The organism is Arthrobacter pascens, from assembly GCF_017052465.1.
GTDB lineage: Bacteria > Actinomycetota > Actinomycetes > Actinomycetales > Micrococcaceae > Arthrobacter > Arthrobacter pascens.
Genome location: NZ_JAFHKT010000116.1, coordinates 17960 through 33756 on the forward strand (window position 1 = coordinate 17960; position 15797 = coordinate 33756).

The window sequence follows — 15797 nt, forward strand, 5'->3', positions numbered from 1 at the left end:
CGCCTGCGGTGGTCAGGACGACGGGTAGACGAGGGCAGTGGCCACGGCGGAGATCCCCTCGCCCCGGCCGGTGAAGCCGAGTCCGTCGCTCGTGGTGGCCGAAACGCTGACCGGAGCGCCGGCGGCCTCTGTCAGGACGCGCTGCGACTCTTCGCGGCGCGGTCCGAACTTGGGGCGGTTCGCCACGAGCTGCACCGCCACATTGCCGATCTCAAAGCCGGCGGCCCGCACTATCCGCGCCGCTTCGGCCAGCAGGGTGACCCCGGAGGCGCCCGCCAGCTCCGGACGGTCGGTGCCGAAGTGCGTGCCGAGGTCACCGATCCCGCAGGCGGAGAAGAGTGCATCGGCTGCGGCGTGGGCCACGGCATCGCCGTCGGAATGACCGGCGAGGCCCCGTTCGTTGTCCCAGAACAAACCCCCGAGCCATAGCGGCCGGGGATCGCTCTCCGGGGCGAAAGCATGGACGTCGATGCCGATGCCGGTCCGGGGCAGGACCGGCCGGGCGGATTCCTTGTGGTTCTCTGAAGCCATCCTGTCAGCCCTCCACCCAGCGGACACCCAGGGGCCCTTCGAGGAGGCCCTCGGCAATGATGAGGTCCAGCGGCGTGGTGATTTTCAGGGACTGGCTCGCCCCGCGCACGGCATGCACCGGGACACCGAGGAGCTCCACCAGCATGGCGTCGTCGGTGACGGCCGCGGCCCGGTCTTCATCGAACGCGAGGGCAGCCTCGTGGGCGGCCTTCAACGTGTCCACGCTGAAGCCCTGCGGTGTCTGGACCGAGCGGAGCTCCTGCCGCGACACTGTGCCGGTGACAATCTCCGGCGCGATGTCGGAGTCACTGCCGTCGGTGGCGGCAACAGTTTTGACGGTGTCCACCACCGGGATGACCGGGATAACGGCCGAGGCTCCGTTGGCCAGCGCCTGCGCCACCCGGTGGAAGACAGACTCCGGCGCCAGGGCGCGGGCGGCATCATGCACGAGCACGGCCTCGGTGCCGTCCTCCAGGGCGGCCAGCGCCGACCGGACGGAATCCGCCCGGGTGGCTCCGCCGTCGACCGTTGTCAGCAGCGGCCCGCCATCCGCCAGCTCCAGCCTGAAGTCCTCGATCAGCTGCCGCAGTCCGGTTTCGCCCTCGGGCAGCGCAACACAGACCTGGCTGGCCACGCCGGCCGCGACGATGCCGCGGAGGGCGTGCAGCAGGATGGGTTCGCCGCCCAGCGGCACGGCCGCCTTGGGCATGCCGTAGCCAAGGCGCTGCCCGGAACCGGCGGCGACGAGGATCACTGCGGTAACAGGTCGTCTGGGTGCATCGTTCATGCGGACAAGCCTACGTCCCGGCCGCCTCGCCCCGCCCAACTGGGGGCGGCACACGCCGTTTTGGGCGCCCAGAGCAGCGTGTGCCGCTGCTTAGCCGGGAATTTTGGGCAAAAGAAACCCCGGCGGCACTCTGCCACCGGGGTTCAATTCTCAGGAAGCCAAGACCTCGTCGAGAACGCTTGCAGCCTTCTCTTCGTCGGTCTTCTCAGCCAAAGCCAATTCTGAAATCAGAATCTGACGTGCCTTGGCCAGCATTCGCTTCTCACCTGCGGAAAGGCCCCGATCGTGATCCCGGCGCCACAGGTCGCGGACGACCTCTGCAACCTTGATGACGTCACCGGAAGCAAGCTTCTCCAGATTTGCCTTGTAACGACGCGACCAGTTGGTGGGCTCTTCAGTGAACTCGGCACGGAGCACATCGAATACGTGCTCCAAACCTTCCTTGCCCACTACGTCGCGTACCCCAACGAGGTCAACGTTCTCTGCTGGAACTTCAATGGTCAGATCACCCTGAGCCACCTTGAGCTTGAGATACATCTTCTCTTCGCCCTTGACGGTGCGCATCTTGATTTCTTCAATTTTTGCTGCACCGTGGTGAGGGTAAACTACTGTCTCGCCGACCTCAAAAACCATGTGGACTTTCCCCTTTCCCGCAGACCAGTTTATCACGATTAGGGCATACGACTGGCATGGATCGGGGCCGGGAACCGCGAGAATACGCGGAAAATGGGCCGAATCGGCCCCTCAGACCCCTTGACGAACGCGGATAATAGTGCATCCCCCACGCGCGGACAAGCGCTACGCACGGGTAGCCAGGGAACCCCGAGGCAGCCCGAGGGGCCCCCGAAATGGGCACTATTGTGTACCGGCCGAATCCTCGTTTGGACCCGTTTGCCGATAGGCTATGGCTGAAAACTGTTTCAAGACTTTCTAGGAGTGCGTGACGTGCGTTTCACTGCGATGAACCGGGGCCAGCGCGGCAAGTTGGCAATGGCGGCTGCCGCCCTGAGCGTGGGACTGCTCGCCCTGACGGGCTGCGGCTACATCAACGCGCAGCAGACCTCCGAGCAGTATGCCGCGTCGGACGGAACGCGCTCCGACGTCGGACCCCTGGAACTGCGGAACATGCTCATCGTCGCCGCGGACGAGAAGCAGCCGGGCCGTCTGATCGGCGCCGTGTACAACTCCTCGTCCAAGGACGTCAAGGTCACGCTGAGCGGAGCCGAAGGATCCCAGACCGAGGTTTCCGTCGCGAAGAACTCCTACACGCTGCTCAACGACTCCACCGACGCCGCCATCCTGAGCACCGCGGGCGGCAAGCCGGGGTCCCTCGTAGACATCAAGGTCACCGAGGACGGCACCAACGTGAACAAGACCGTCAAGGTGCCCGTTGTGGACGGCACGCTCAAGGAATACCAGGCGTACCTTCCGGAGGGCAGCACCCCCGCCCCGACACCGAGCGAGACCGCCACATCCCACGAGACCGGCACGTCCCACGAGAGCACGGCGCCGGCCACCGGCGGCCACTAACACCCTTCCCGGGAGCCACGGGCCACGGACAAGAAGAAGGAGGGGACCCCGGCGGGGTCCCCTCCTTCTTCATTGCTGCGGGCTGCGTGCTGCCGTGGCTACGGTTCGAACTTGTAGCCCAGCCCGCGGACGGTAACCAGGTACCGCGGGAGGGACGGGTCAGGCTCGATCTTGCTCCGGAGGCGTTTCACGTGGACGTCGAGCGTCTTCGTGTCGCCCACGTAGTCGGACCCCCAGACCCTGTCGATCAGCTGGCCGCGGGTCAGGACCCGGCCGGAATTCCGCAGCAGCATCTCAAGGAGTTCAAACTCCTTCAAGGGAAGGGGTACCTGCTCGCCGCCGACGCTGACAACGTGGCGTTCGATGTCCATCCGCACCGGTCCGGCCTGCACTGTGGAGGACACGAGTTCCTCCGGTTCGCCCTGCCGGCGGAGCACTGCCCGGACACGCGCCACCAGCTCGCGCGACGAGTACGGCTTGGTGACGTAGTCGTCGGCGCCCAGTTCGAGGCCCACGACCTTGTCGATTTCGGAGTCCTTGGCAGTCAGCATGATCACCGGGACGCTCGACCGCTGGCGCAGCTGCCGGCATACTTCCGTCCCCGACAGGCCCGGCAGCTGCAGGTCCAGCAGCACCAGGTCCGCCCCGTTTCGGTCGAATTCGGTAATCGCGTCGAGGCCGTTGTCGACGACCTCCACCTCGAACCCTTCCTTGCCCAGCAGATAGGACAGGGGATCGCTGAACGATTCCTCGTCCTCAACAATAAGAATCCTGCTCAAGCGGTAACTCCTCGTTCATGGGCGCCGGCGGCGTCCTTTGGTTCCTTGGCATTCGGCGCCTGGCCTTCCATCTCCGGCAGGCGCAGCGTGAACGTCGATCCCTGCCCCGGCTGGGACCAGAGGGTGACCTCCCCGCCGTGGTTGGAGATGACGTGCTTGACGATGCTCAGTCCCAGCCCGGTGCCGCCGGTGTGCCGGGAGCGTGCCGTATCCACGCGGTAAAAGCGCTCGAACACCCGCTCCTGGTCCTCGGCGGAAAGGCCTTCGCCCTGATCCGTCACGGAGATCGCGATCAGGCCTTCCTTGGCGCGCACTCCGATCCCCACCCGGGTGTTCTCGGGCGAATAGCGGATGGCGTTGTCGATCAGGTTGCGCAGCGCCGTCACCAGGAGGTCCTGGTCGCCGTAGACCTTCGCGTCGACACGGCCGCCGATGACGATCTGGATGTTCTTACTCTCGGCCGGCAGCTGCGAGCGGTCCACCGCTTCCGAGATCACGTCATTGATGTCCACGGGGTGGCCCTCTTGCGCCACGTTTGCCGCCTGCAGGCGTGACAGCTCGATGATGTCCTGGACCAGTGCCGCGAGCCGGGCGGACTCCTTGTGCATGCGGGCGGCGAACCGCCGGACGGCCTCTTCGTCGTCCGCTGACGACTCCAGCGCCTCAGCCAGCAGCGAGATGGCACCCACCGGTGTTTTCAGTTCATGGGACACGTTGGCCACGAAGTCGTTGCGGATCTCTTCCGTACGGGTGATCTCTGTCCGGTCATCGGCCAACAGGAGGATGTATTCCTCACCGAGCATCGCAGCCCGCACCTGGACGATGATGACCCCCTGCCCAACCGGGCCGCGCTGCAGCTCCAGCTGCTTCTCCAGGATCACACCGTCCCGGCGCACATTCGCGGTCATGTCCAGCAGCTCCCGGTGCACCACCGTGTGGCCGCGCACCAGGCCGTAGGCGTAGGCTGCGGGACTTGCCCGGACCACGCCGTCGATGGCGTCCACCACCACGAACGCCTTGCCGACGACGGCCAGCACCTCGGCGGCACCCGGCGGCAGGGCGGGCTCATCGAATTCGACGTCGACGATCCTTCGCTGCTGCTCGCTGATCCTGAACGCGAGCACGCCGAAGACGCCGAACGACAGGCCGAGAAGGCCGGCGATGACACCGATGAGCATTGGATCCACGGCTCCAGCTTATGCTTTCGAAACTCCCGAACGGCCGCTCCGGGACCACAATGGGATGGATTCAGCTAACGTTCATCTAGAGGTGCGTAACAGTTCACCCGGCGCTGGAAGAGTGGCAGGTTGGACTGACGGAACGGTGACACGAGACTCTGGCTGCCATCGCGGCGGGGCGGGGTTTCCAAGGAAAGGACGCCTACGTGCGTAAGGTTTTTCAGGAAGAGCTCGCCCAGGTGGGCGAAGACCTCGTCGAAATTTCAAAGCTGGTCAGCGAGGCGATCAGCAAGGCAACGACGTCGTTTGAGGTCGCCGACGTTGACCTGGCGCAGGATGTCATCGCGGCGGATGCCCGGATCGATTTCCTGCAGAACAGCCTCGATGAGCGCGCAATCGACATCCTTGCCCTTCAGGGTCCCGTAGCCAGTGACCTGCGCATGATCGTGGGCTCCCTGCGCATGAGCGCATCGCTGGAACGCATGGGTGACCTTGCACGCCACATTGCGCAGCTTGCCCGGCTCCGTTTCCCCTCCACCGTCATCCCGGCGTCCCTGACGGAGACCTTCAAAAGCTTTGCCGAACAGGACATCCTGATCGCGAACAAGCTGACTGAGCTGCTGGAGACCAGGGACCTCGAAGTGGCCCGCGACATCCTCAAGGCGAACACGGCGGTGAACGATCTGCACCTCAGCGTCTTCAAGGCCATCGCCCGCAGCGACTGGCAGGAATCCCCCGCCACTACCGTGGACGTCGCCCTGGCCAGCCGCTACTTCGAGCGTTTTGCCGACCACGGCGTGTCCGTGGCCCAGAAGGTCACCTACCTTGTGACCGGCGCCTGGCACCCGAACAGCACCGTCGAGCACGGCTGACGTTCCCGTCCCAAGAACGAACGACGGCGGCTGGTCACTTAGGTGACCAGCCGCCGTCGTTCGTTCTAGAACCGCGGAGCCTTACTTTTTGCCCTGGTTGGCCACGGCCAGGATGGCTTCGGCGGCAGCCTCGGGGTCGAGGTAGGTTCCGCCCGGCTTGACGGGCTGGAAGTCCTCGTCCAGGTCGTAAACCAGCGGGATGCCGGTGGGGATGTTCAGGCCGGCGATAGCGTCGTCGCTGATGCCGTCAAGGTGCTTCACCAGCGCCCGCAGGGAGTTGCCGTGGGCCGTGACCAGAACGGTCTTGCCTGCCTTGAGGTCTTCCTTGATGTCTGATTCCCAGTACGGAAGCAGCCGAACGAGGACGTCCTTGAGGCACTCCGTACGGGGCAGGTCATCGCCCAGGTCCGCGTAGCGGGGGTCACGTGCCTGGGAAAACTCGGAGTTGTCGTCCAGGGGCGGCGGCGGGGTGTCATAGGAACGGCGCCATTCCATGAACTGTTCCTCACCGTACTCGGCAAGGGTCTGGGCCTTGTCCTTGCCCTGCAGGGCGCCGTAGTGGCGCTCGTTGAGGCGCCAGTCGCGCTTCACCGGGATCCAGCCGCGGTCGGCCTTGTCCAGGGCGATATTGGCGGTGTTGATGGCACGCTTCAGGAGCGACGTGTAGAGGATGTCCGGGAGCACCTCGTGCTCAACCAGGAGCTCACCCCCGCGTGCTGCTTCCTCGCGGCCCTGATCGTTAAGGTCGACGTCCACCCAGCCGGTGAACAGGTTCTTGGCGTTCCATTCGCTGTGGCCGTGGCGCAGCAGAATCAGCTTGTAAGTCATGATTTTCATCCTAGCCGAGCAGACACTTCCCCTGCCGAGCGTTACATTGCCCGCACGGTAGTCTGGGGCGGTGGTGCAGAAAGCAGAGCGGGTGGCGAACCCTGCAAACCGGGGCAACCGCCGGCGGCCCGTCGGGAACATAACCCGCGGCACCACCAACCCGAACCGCATGCGCCGCCTGGACCGCTGGCTGGCCGGGCCGCAGGCCTGGCGGCTCCGGTCCGCGGCTGACCCGCTCGTCGTCGACCTGGGCTACGGCGCTTCCCCGGCCACCGCCGTCGAACTTTTTGAAAGGCTTGCCGCGGTCCGGCCCGATGTGCGCGTGTGCGGCATCGAAATAGAGCCGGACAGGGTGCGGGTGGCCAAGGCCCTTGAACGTCCGGGCCTCAGCTTCCTGGTGGGCGGCTTTGAGCTCCCCGTGCCTGGCCGGCCGGTCCTGGTGCGGGCCTTCAACGTGCTCCGCCAATACGAGGAGGCGGATGTCCCAGGCATCTGGCGGCTGGTGCAGGACCGGCTCGCGCCGGACGGGCTGTTCATCGACGGAACCTGCGACGAGATCGGCCGGCGCGTCACGTGGATCGCGCTGGATGCCGCGCGCCCGCTGACCCTGAGCATGTCCGTGCGCTTCGGCAGCTTCGATCTGCCGTCCGATGTGGCCGAACGCCTGCCCAAAGCGCTCATCCACCGGAACGTACCCGGCGAACGCGTCCACGCGCTGTTGCAGGCCATGGACCAGGCGTGGCTGGAGTCGGCGCCGCTGGCATCCTTTGGAAACAGGCAACGCTGGACCGCCATGTGCCGGGCGCTGCTCGACGGCGGGTGGCCGGTTCACGACGGCCCCTCGCGCTGGCGACTGGGGGAACTCACCGTCGGCTGGGAAGCAGTGGCACCGCTGGCTTAGGCGCTGGTGGGGATTACCAGGGGCCGTAGGGGCCCCGGTTGCGGCTACCGCCGCGGCCGGCATCCTTGACCGCTGGGCGGACGTCCGCCAGGTAGATGGATGCTGCCACCACGGCTGCCAGGCCGAAAAGGCCGAACGGCCCAATCAGGCCGCCTCCCCCGCCGCCGAGAACGGACAGGGCGCCGACGGCCATGCTGCCGCCGGTCACTGCCAGCCAGAACGTCTTGGTCCGTTTGCCCACGGCTTCGAAGGCGTTGGCCCTGTGGCGGACACAGTCAAAGAAGGCCCACACTTCCAGGGCCAGCGCCACCAGTCCCAGGATGTAGTAAACCGCGCCCTCGACAATTCTGATCAGTCCTGTTCCATCCACGCGTCAAGCCTAACTGTCCAAGGCGTCCAAAGCCTGCTGCAAATCGGACCAAAGGTCTTCGACGTTTTCGATTCCCACGCTCAGCCGGACCAGATTGTCGGGGACGCTGACCGGCTCAGCCGTGTGCCGGCGTCGTCGTTCAATGAGCGATTCCACACCGCCGAGCGATGTGGCGGGCAGCCACAGCTGCAGGGCACGGACCAGCTCGTCGGCGGCGTCGGCGCCGCTGAGGCCGCCGACCGGCGCAACCTGGATGCACAGAATGGAACCGAAACCGGACATCTGGGACTTGGCACGGTCGTGGCCCGGGTCGGTGGCCAGGCCCGGGTACCGGATACCCTCGACCCGGGGGTGCGAGGCCAGCCGTTCTGCCAGGACTGCCGCCGACGCCTGCGAGCGTTCGATCCGCAAGGCGAGGGTCCGCAGACCCCGCAGCGCGAGCCAGGCTTCGAAGGGGCCCGCGATTCCGCCGTGGATGGTGCGGTGGTGGAGCAGAGTGTCCCGCAGTTCCTGGTTGGACGTCACCAGGGCGCCCAGCACGACGTCGGAATGCCCCGCCAGGTATTTGGTCACCGAGTGAAGGACGACGTCGGACCCCAGGCTCAGCGGCTGCTGCACCAGAGGCGTGGAAAAGGTGTTGTCCGTGACAACGACTGCTCCGGCGTCGTGCGCCGCCTGGGTCAGCGCCCGGATGTCTGCGATGCCAAGCATGGGATTCGTCGGGCTCTCCAGCCACAGCATGGCCGCCGGGTTGCCGTCCGCGGGGGCGAGCTGGGCGATGACGGCGTCGGTGTCGGCAATGTCCACCAGACGGAGCTCGAAGAAGCCCTTTTCCGCCAGCTCCGAGGCCATCACCAGCGAGCCGGAGTAGCTGTGCGTCGGCATCACCAGGGCTCCGCCGGCAGGGATGAGTGACAGTGCTGAGCTGACGGCTGCCAGGCCGGAGGCGTACAGGAGGCCAGGCAGCGCGGCACCTTCAAGCTGCCCCAGCGCTTCCTCGAACGGGTCCCAGGTGGGGTTGGAGTAGCGGCCGTAGCCGCGGTCGCCGTCGTCCAGGGCGCCAGTGCCGAAATACGTGGAGGACAGCACGATCGGCGGGTTGACCGGCTCGTCCCGTTCGCGTGGCGGGCGGCCGGCGGCCACGACCACCGTCTCAGCCGAAAGGGATGCGGCATGGTGTTGGGAAAGGCTCATGAACAAAGCGTACTTTGGGCTCCGGCCGCTCGGAAAAGCGGTGGCTGGCGGGCGGTCCTTGTCGGTGACTTGCCAGTGACTTGCCAGAGACTTGTCAGAGAGACCTTGTCAGTGGGAGTGGGTAGGCTGGATGAGTGAATAATCAGAGTCCCGGACTTTTCATCGCTTTCGAAGGCGGTGACGGCGCCGGCAAGTCCACGCAGGCCGCCCTGCTGGCCGGGGCCCTTGAATCCCGTGGACTGACCGTGCTGAGGACCAGGGAACCGGGCGGAACGCCGATCGGCGAAAAACTGCGGTCCCTGGTGCTGGACCACGGCAACGGGCACATCGATGCCCATACCGAAGCGCTGATTTTCGCCGCGTCCCGCGCTGCCCACGCCAGCCAGGTGATCCGGCCTGCGCTGGAGCGCGGCGAAGTGGTGCTGACGGACCGGTACATCGACTCCTCCGTCGCTTACCAGGGAGCGGGGCGGGATCTGGGCACAGACGCCGTCCGGAGCGTCAATGAGTGGGCCACTTCCGGGCTGCAGCCTGATCTCACCGTGCTGCTGGATGTGGACCCCGCAGACGGCCGCAGCCGCCGCACGGCCGGTGACGCCGCAGAGGACAGGCTGGAATCGGAAGCCGACGAATTCCATGCCCGGATCCGGCAGGCCTTTCTGGATCTTGCCGCGGCGCGTCCGGACAGCTACCTGGTACTTGAGGCGCAGCTGTCCGTGGACGAACTTGCCGCCCGCATCCTGGACCGCGTGGACCGGCTGCTGGCAGCCACCGGCAGGAGCCGTAAATGACGGTATGGGACGATCTCCAGGGCCAGCCAGCCGTCGTCGCGCAGCTGCAGCAGGCCGCCACGGGTGATTCACTCACCCACGCCTGGCTGTTCACCGGCCCGCCGGGCTCGGGCAGGTCGAACGCGGCCAAGGCCTTTGCCGCGGCCCTCAACTGCGATCAGGACGACGTCTCCCGGCGCGGCTGCGGCGAGTGCCACGCCTGCCGGACCATCCTCGGCGAAACCCACGCCGACGTCGTTTTCGTCCGCACCGAAAAGGTGACCATCACCATCGATGAGGCCCGGGAGCTCGTATCCACGGCCGGCAACAGGCCCTCGTCGGGCCGGTGGCGGATCATCGTGGTGGAGGACGCCGACCGCATGGCGGAGCGCACCACGAACGTTCTGCTGAAGGCCATCGAAGAACCCACGCCGCGGACCGTCTGGATGCTGTGTGCCCCCTCCCCGGCGGACGTCCTGGTCACCATCCGGTCGCGGTGCCGGGCCGTAGCACTCCGGCTTCCCCCCGCCGCCGACGTCGCGGCGCTGCTGGTGAGTCGCGACGGCGTCGATCCGGCCGTGGCCGAAAGCGCCGCACGCGCAGCGCAAAGTCATGTCGGGATCGCCCGCCGCCTGGCCCGCGACGCCGAGGCCAGGCAGCGCCGGCTGGAGACTGTCCGTTTTCCGCTGGGCCTCCGGGGCATTACGGCCGCCGTGATGATGGCTGATAAGCTGGTCAAGATCGCCACCGAGGAGGCCAACAGCTCCAATGAGGAGCGGGACGCCGCCGAGAAGGCCGCACTGTTGGCCACGCTGGGCGCTCCCGAGACCGGAACCCTGCCGCCCGCCATGCGCAGCCAGGTGAAACAGCTTGAGGATGATCAAAAGCGGCGCGCTAAGCGGTCCATCACGGACTCCCTCGACCGGACGCTGACCGACCTCCTCTCCTTTTACCGGGACGTGCTGATCATCCAGATGGGGAATTCCGTGGAGCTCGTCAACGTTGAGTTGAGGAGTGAACTGGAGGATTTCGCTGGCCGCTCGGGACCGGAGGTCACCCTCGCCAGGATGGATGCCATCAACAAGGCGAGGAAACGCATCACCACTACCAACGTCGCACCGCTTTTGACCATCGAGGCAATGGCCGCCGGCCTGGTCTAGGCCGAAGCCCAGTCCTGCCTTGCCTGACGCCGCCAAACGCTCTGCCCCAAGGAGAACCGCATGATGTCCACACCTCCCCTGACCGCGCAACCGCGCTCATTCGCGGCTGCAGTGCGGGCTGCCGGAGCCATGGCGGCAGTCCTGTTCCTGACATCGTGCAGCGTCCTCGGGCTTTCCAAGGACGGCAGCCAGGGGAACTCCACGGGGCAGGCCGATCCCTCCATCGCTGCTGAGGCTCCGGCGGGGCTGGAGGAGTTCTACTCCCAGAAGGTGGTTTGGGAGCCGTGCGAGGACAAGATGCAGTGCGCCAAGGTCAAAGTACCGCTGGATTATGCCAAACCGGACGGCGAGACCATTGAAATCGCGGCCCTGAAAGTCGCAAGCACGGGCAAGAAACAGGGCAGCCTGATGGTCAACCCTGGCGGCCCCGGGGCCTCCGGCTATGACTTCGTGCGGGACGCCGGAGTCAGCAACTTCTCTGACAAGGTGCGGGCCAACTTCGACCTCGTTGGCTTCGACCCCCGCGGGGTCAAACGGTCGGCGCCAGTGACGTGCCTGACCGACAAGGAGAGGGACGAGGCCAGGGAAAAGATCTATGTTCCCGAGACGGACGCCGGCCTCGCGACAATGCTGGCCGACAACAAGGCCATCGCGCAGAAGTGCGCCCAGAAGACAGGGCCGGTGCTGGGCCATATCGACACCGTCAGCGCAGCGAAGGACCTTGATGTCCTCCGCGCTGTCGTGAATGACGCCAAGCTCAACTATGCGGGCTTCTCCTACGGAACCTTCCTCGGCTCCACGTACGCCTCGTTGTTCCCGGACAAGGTTGGGCGGATGCTGCTCGATGGAGCGATCGATCCTTCCCTCGGCGCTGAGGAGCTCACGCTGGGCCAGGCCAAGGCCTTCGAGAAGTCACTCCGCGCCTACGTCGAGCACTGCCTGCAGCAGGAAGGCTGCCCGCTGAGCGGGACAGTTGACGACGGCGTACAGCAGATCAGCGACGTCATCCAGTCGGTTATCGCGACACCGCGTGCTGCAAAGGACGGGCGGATCGTGGGCGGCAATGCCTTCGTCAGCGGCCTCATCGTTCCCCTGTATGCCAATGAAAACTGGCCGGTCCTGACGCAGGCCCTCGATGCCGCCATGAAGGGCGATGTCAGCCTCATGCTGCGCCTGGCGGACCTGGGAGCCAACCGCAACTCGAACGGAAAATACACGTCGAACACCACGTTCGCCTTCTCCGCGATCAACTGCCTTGACTACCCCATGACCAGCGATCCAGCAGCCATGCGGGCGGAGGAGCAGCAGCTCCGTGCGGCGTCACCGACGCTGGGGTACTTCTTCGCCTACGGCGGCACGAACTGTGCCCACTGGCCATACAAGAATGTCCGGGCCGCCCCGGGGGCCGCAGAGTACACGGGCTCAGCCCCGATCGTGGTGGTCGGTACCACCGGAGATCCCGCGACCCCCGTGGAATGGGCCAGCGCCCTGCGCAAGCAGCTGGGCAACTCTTCCCTGCTGACATGGAAGGGCCAAGGACACACGGCCTACGGTCGGGCCAACAATTGCATCAGGGACGCCGTGGACTCGTACCTGGTGGATGGCAAGAAACCGGCGGACAACACCGTCTGCTGATGTGCCTGCCGATCGTCTGATTGGCGCCCCGTTCCGACCCGCACATCATCTCATTTTGACCCGGACGCAGGGACTCTATTACAGTTGACTCTGGCATGAACCGGCCGGGTTTTCCCGGTTGTTTGGTGCGGTGCTTCCTTAGCTCAGTCGGTAGAGCGTTTCACTCGTAATGAAAAGGTCATCAGTTCGATTCTGATAGGAAGCTCGGGCAAAACCCCCTGGAAACCAAGGTTTCTGGGGGGTTTTTTGCTGGCGTTGGGACTGCCGTAGATAACCAAGTACGGATCGACTCTCGAGCAGACCGCGTGTTCCGTCCAGCAGGAACAACGAATCCATTGACAGGGTCTTCTCTTCCTCGCAGATGTACCTCTCCCAGGACGGCCACACCTCCCGCGGCACGGGTCCGGGAGCCGTTGCACCCGGGGCGTCCGGGCCGGTGAGGCGAGACAGCATCCACTTTGGCTCCTTGAGCGGCGGAAAGGGCCTGCGACAGTATGCTGTGGGGGGCCGAACTGCTTAGTGCGCGTGATAACCATCCCGTCGACTGGCTCGCCGTCCCTGGCGTCGCTCCCGTTTCTCACCGCGGTCTACGCGAGACAGCAACACCAGGATCGTACCGACCCAGATGACAAGAAACACAAACACCAGAGCAATCGCTTCCTGGCTGGCCATACTGCCATTTTAGGTCCGGAGGGGCATAAAAGCGCGTGGAGGCCAGATGCTGCTAGGGCCAGCAGAGCGACACCAAGCAGTTCTACGGGATGCGGCTCCGGCCGCGGCGGGAGGGCCTTCGACGGTGCGCCAGCCGCCGCACTCGTGTAATGCGGTGCACCCGCTGGTGAACCGCCCGGTCCGCCCTCCGTTCCTGGCGCTGCACCCGCCTTTCAGGGCGGTCAAGCCTGGAAAGCAACACCAGAATCGTGCCGGCCCAGATAAGAGCCATCGCGAATACCAGTGCGATCGCTTCCTCGGGGCGCATACGTCAATTTTACGCCTTGGTGAGTGTCAGGTATCGGAGGCACATGACTATTCTTGCCGACCTCGACCGGGCCACATCGAGTGCCTGCTCAGGTTTTCCTCGGCCACCGTATTGATGCGGCGCACAGCACGGCTGAGGACATCCAGAGGGCACCGCCCGGTCCCGCCGGCGCGGCAAGGAGGCCTGCGCAGATCGGCAAGGCTACCTGTCCGAGCCGGTTGCCCAGCAGCCTCAGCGCCAAAGCCGCGCCGCGGGCATCGGGAGGGACGGCCTGGGTGATCAGCGTCATCGTGATCGGTTGCCCCAGGCCGAGGAAGAACCCGGCAACGGCCAGAAGGATGCCGGCTACAACTGGGTTGTCGAACAGCCAAGGCAGGATGGCCAGACCAATGCCGGCACCAGCAAGGCTCGAGGTAATGAGACCGGTTCTGCTCCAGCGGGACAGCAGGACGGGCAGGAGAAGGCGGGACGAAATCGAGGCCGCCGCCCGGACCGCCAGCAGGACTCCAATTCCAACGGGAGCAATACCGGTCTCTTCCCCCAAAAGAGGAAGAAAGGCAACAATGATGTCGGTTGTGGCAAGAAGGGCAAGGCTGGCGATCATGTTGGTCTTGACCGTGCGGACTCCCAGGAGGTGCACCACTGACGTCGGCCGGGAAGGCGCGGGTGCCGCTGCGGTGTTTGCCCGGGCTCGGCGTGTTCCCGTTGCCGATGCACCTAACGCGACCGGAACCGCGAGCAGGGCGATTGCCCCGGCGAGGAGCAGCGCCAAATTGGCGTCTGTGAGCCGGGTTTCGGCAGATACGTTTCCAGCGGACCCCATGGCAAGGCCCGCGACGAGTGGGCCCACGAGCTGCCCGAGTGAGAATGCGGCCGTGAACCATCCGAAGGCTGCATCCATTTGGCTCAGCGGGACGAACCTCGCGATGGCGGACTGGCCGGCAATCGTGAAGCACAGGTGTCCCATCCCCAGCACGGCACTGGCCAACGCCACCAAGAGAAGGGATGGGGCAGAGGAGAGCAGGAAAGGACCGGCAGACAGTAACAGCGTCCCGACGACTGTGATGCCCCGGAGCGACGTTCGGCGATCGGACATCCGACCCAGCCAAAGCGCGAAGGCAACTGGCAGGAGTGCGAAGGAGGCAGATGTCAGCCCGACCATCACCGAGTCCCCGCCAAGGGCCAGCACCTTATAGGAGATCAGGGGACGGGCAAGGTTGAGAGCCATCTGGCACAGCACGGCGGCGGCGATCAGCATCCACAGCCACCGCCGCGGTGCCCTTTCGGGCTTTGGCATGCCCGTCACCGGAAGTCTGCGGTGGTGTCTTTTGCGACCTCCAGGAGCGTGGTTTGGAAGGCTATTTCAGCGGCCGCGCGTACCCTGTCATGTCGGTGGGCCAGGAGCACTCGTCGGGATGGTGCGCTGCTTCCGAGAGAAACGATGCTGACGCCGGGGTGCTTATTGACCACGGCCGTTCTAGGTGCCAAGGCGATACCCAGACCGACACTCACCATGGCCTGGGCTTCCTGGTAATCATTGGCATGGAAGGCGATACGGGGCGTGAAACCTGCTGCGCGGGCGCTTCGGTGCAGCACTTCGACGACGGGATGCGCCTCTTCACGCACAATCCATTCCTCAGCGGCCAGGTCTGCCATGTCCACCTGCTTCCGGCGTGCCAATCGGTGGTCCTTGCCCACAATCAGGGCCGTCGCGTCCTCGAACACAGTAGTCAGGGCAAAGTCCTCCGGGTTTATCCGGTTCCACTCGTAGTCCCAAAGGAGGGACATTCCCACCTGGCCGTTCTCGAGCATCTCAATAAGCTCCCCGAAGCGGCTACTGCGGACGTGCAACTCGATCGCCGGGTATTCCTTCTTGAACCTGCTAATCACCACGGGGAGGAACGAACCGCCCAAGGTGGGGAAGGTTCCCATTGTGAGGCTTCCGCGGTTGAGCCCGGCGATTTCCGCCAGGTCAGCCTCGGCCGCGGCCATCTGCCGCAGGATCCGACGGGTGTGCGAGGCGAGAACATGCCCGGCATCGGTGGGAACCATCCCCCGGGTTTGTCGCTGCAGAAGGGGTTGGCCGATTTCGGCTTCGAGTCGCCGAAGCTGCTGGGACACTCCTGATGGAGAATACACATGCTTCTCCGCAGCGGCAGTGATCGAACCGAGTTCCACCACATCAAGCAGTAACTCAAGTCTGCGCACGTTCAACAAGGCGTCTCCCTTTGAAGTATTTGTTATGCCCCCCACAGCATTCTACGTATTCCGTTCATGCTCGGC

General features: G+C 65.2%; 16 protein-coding genes and 1 tRNA gene. 7 read left to right on the top strand and 10 right to left on the bottom strand.

The genetic code is table 11. From position 1 onward, the window contains the following. Nucleotides 1–12 precede the first annotated feature (12 nt). The 3 genes from ispF to JYA52_RS05840 form a co-directional block, all read right to left on the bottom strand. Nucleotides 13–531, bottom strand: coding sequence for a 2-C-methyl-D-erythritol 2,4-cyclodiphosphate synthase (gene ispF / locus JYA52_RS05830; RefSeq protein WP_205652262.1), 519 nt, complete (start codon nt 529–531; stop codon nt 13–15). Between the two features lie 4 nt (nt 532–535). Continuing rightward, a complete protein-coding gene (ispD, locus tag JYA52_RS05835; RefSeq protein WP_205652263.1) occupies nt 536–1318 on the bottom strand; it encodes a 2-C-methyl-D-erythritol 4-phosphate cytidylyltransferase in 783 nt (260 codons plus the stop codon). Between the two features lie 150 nt (nt 1319–1468). Further along, nucleotides 1469–1951 (bottom strand): CarD family transcriptional regulator, encoded by a 483-nt coding sequence (locus JYA52_RS05840; protein ID WP_026266570.1) that lies wholly within the window; start codon nt 1949–1951, stop codon nt 1469–1471. Between the two features lie 327 nt (nt 1952–2278). Here JYA52_RS05840 and JYA52_RS05845 point away from each other — a divergent pair, with 327 nt between their 5' ends. Then, nucleotides 2279–2848, top strand: a complete 570-nt coding sequence (locus tag JYA52_RS05845; protein ID WP_205652300.1) for a hypothetical protein — start codon at nt 2279–2281, stop codon at nt 2846–2848. Between the two features lie 98 nt (nt 2849–2946). Here the strand turns inward: JYA52_RS05845 and JYA52_RS05850 are convergent, their stop codons facing one another. Further along, nucleotides 2947–3627: a response regulator gene (locus tag JYA52_RS05850; protein ID WP_205652264.1), complete on the bottom strand. Its 681-nt coding sequence runs from the start codon at nt 3625–3627 to the stop codon at nt 2947–2949. Next, nucleotides 3624–4805 carry a sensor histidine kinase gene (locus tag JYA52_RS05855; protein ID WP_205652301.1) on the bottom strand — a complete coding sequence of 394 codons (1182 nt, stop codon included), beginning with the start codon at nt 4803–4805 and terminating at the stop codon, nt 3624–3626. The genes JYA52_RS05850 and JYA52_RS05855 overlap by 4 nt, the downstream gene beginning before the upstream one ends. A gap of 206 nt (nt 4806–5011) precedes the next feature. Between JYA52_RS05855 and phoU the strand changes: the two genes are divergently transcribed. Beyond that, nucleotides 5012–5677: a phosphate signaling complex protein PhoU gene (phoU, locus tag JYA52_RS05860; protein WP_205652265.1), complete on the top strand. Its 666-nt coding sequence runs from the start codon at nt 5012–5014 to the stop codon at nt 5675–5677. Nucleotides 5678–5758: 81 nt separating this feature from the next. Here the strand turns inward: phoU and JYA52_RS05865 are convergent, their stop codons facing one another. Continuing rightward, nucleotides 5759–6505 (bottom strand): phosphoglyceromutase, encoded by a 747-nt coding sequence (locus JYA52_RS05865; protein ID WP_205652266.1) that lies wholly within the window; start codon nt 6503–6505, stop codon nt 5759–5761. Nucleotides 6506–6575: 70 nt separating this feature from the next. On the opposite strand from JYA52_RS05865, the gene JYA52_RS05870 reads away from it, so the two are divergent. Continuing rightward, entirely contained in the window at nt 6576–7406 is an 831-nt protein-coding gene (locus JYA52_RS05870) for a class I SAM-dependent methyltransferase (protein WP_205652267.1), read from the top strand. 13 nt (nt 7407–7419) lie between these two features. Here JYA52_RS05870 and JYA52_RS05875 read toward each other — a convergent pair whose 3' ends face one another. Both JYA52_RS05875 and JYA52_RS05880 read right to left on the bottom strand, forming a co-directional pair. Continuing rightward, on the bottom strand, nt 7420–7776 hold the full coding sequence (locus JYA52_RS05875) for a DUF2516 family protein (RefSeq protein ID WP_205652268.1): 357 nt from the start codon (nt 7774–7776) through the stop codon (nt 7420–7422). A 9-nt stretch (nt 7777–7785) separates the two neighbouring features. Beyond that, on the bottom strand, nt 7786–8970 hold the full coding sequence (locus JYA52_RS05880) for a trans-sulfuration enzyme family protein (protein WP_205652269.1): 1185 nt from the start codon (nt 8968–8970) through the stop codon (nt 7786–7788). Nucleotides 8971–9104: 134 nt separating this feature from the next. Between JYA52_RS05880 and tmk the strand changes: the two genes are divergently transcribed. From tmk to JYA52_RS05900, 4 genes are all read left to right on the top strand, one after another. Then, nucleotides 9105–9761 carry a dTMP kinase gene (gene tmk / locus JYA52_RS05885; protein ID WP_205652270.1) on the top strand — a complete coding sequence of 219 codons (657 nt, stop codon included), beginning with the start codon at nt 9105–9107 and terminating at the stop codon, nt 9759–9761. Continuing rightward, on the top strand, nt 9758–10900 hold the full coding sequence (locus JYA52_RS05890) for a DNA polymerase III subunit delta' (protein WP_205652271.1): 1143 nt from the start codon (nt 9758–9760) through the stop codon (nt 10898–10900). Before tmk ends, JYA52_RS05890 begins: the two co-directional genes overlap by 4 nt. Before the next feature lie 63 nt (nt 10901–10963). Next, nucleotides 10964–12535, top strand: a complete 1572-nt coding sequence (locus tag JYA52_RS05895) for an alpha/beta hydrolase (RefSeq protein WP_205652302.1) — start codon at nt 10964–10966, stop codon at nt 12533–12535. Between the two features lie 132 nt (nt 12536–12667). Continuing rightward, nucleotides 12668–12740, top strand: a tRNA-Thr gene (locus JYA52_RS05900). An 862-nt stretch (nt 12741–13602) separates the two neighbouring features. Here the strand turns inward: JYA52_RS05900 and JYA52_RS05905 are convergent. After that, entirely contained in the window at nt 13603–14811 is a 1209-nt protein-coding gene (locus JYA52_RS05905; RefSeq protein WP_205652272.1) for an MFS transporter, read from the bottom strand. A 5-nt stretch (nt 14812–14816) separates the two neighbouring features. After that, a complete protein-coding gene (locus JYA52_RS05910) occupies nt 14817–15731 on the bottom strand; it encodes a LysR family transcriptional regulator (RefSeq protein WP_205652273.1) in 915 nt (304 codons plus the stop codon). Between the last annotated feature and the right edge of the window lie 66 nt (nt 15732–15797).

Excerpts from the sequence above, each read along its gene's own strand:
- ispF (WP_205652262.1), bottom strand. The coding sequence starts at position 531 with ATGGCTTCAGAGAACCACAAGGAATCCGCCCGGCCGGTCCTGCCCCGG.
- ispD (WP_205652263.1), bottom strand. The coding sequence starts at position 1,318 with ATGAACGATGCACCCAGACGACCTGTTACCGCAGTGATCCTCGTCGCC.
- JYA52_RS05840 (WP_026266570.1), bottom strand. The coding sequence starts at position 1,951 with ATGGTTTTTGAGGTCGGCGAGACAGTAGTTTACCCTCACCACGGTGCA.
- JYA52_RS05845 (WP_205652300.1), top strand. The coding sequence starts at position 2,279 with ATGAACCGGGGCCAGCGCGGCAAGTTGGCAATGGCGGCTGCCGCCCTG.
- JYA52_RS05855 (WP_205652301.1), bottom strand. The coding sequence starts at position 4,805 with ATGCTCATCGGTGTCATCGCCGGCCTTCTCGGCCTGTCGTTCGGCGTC.
- JYA52_RS05865 (WP_205652266.1), bottom strand. The coding sequence starts at position 6,505 with ATGACTTACAAGCTGATTCTGCTGCGCCACGGCCACAGCGAATGGAAC.
- JYA52_RS05880 (WP_205652269.1), bottom strand. The coding sequence starts at position 8,970 with ATGAGCCTTTCCCAACACCATGCCGCATCCCTTTCGGCTGAGACGGTG.
- JYA52_RS05890 (WP_205652271.1), top strand. The coding sequence starts at position 9,758 with ATGACGGTATGGGACGATCTCCAGGGCCAGCCAGCCGTCGTCGCGCAG.
- JYA52_RS05895 (WP_205652302.1), top strand. The coding sequence starts at position 10,964 with ATGTCCACACCTCCCCTGACCGCGCAACCGCGCTCATTCGCGGCTGCA.
- JYA52_RS05905 (WP_205652272.1), bottom strand. The coding sequence starts at position 14,811 with ATGCCAAAGCCCGAAAGGGCACCGCGGCGGTGGCTGTGGATGCTGATC.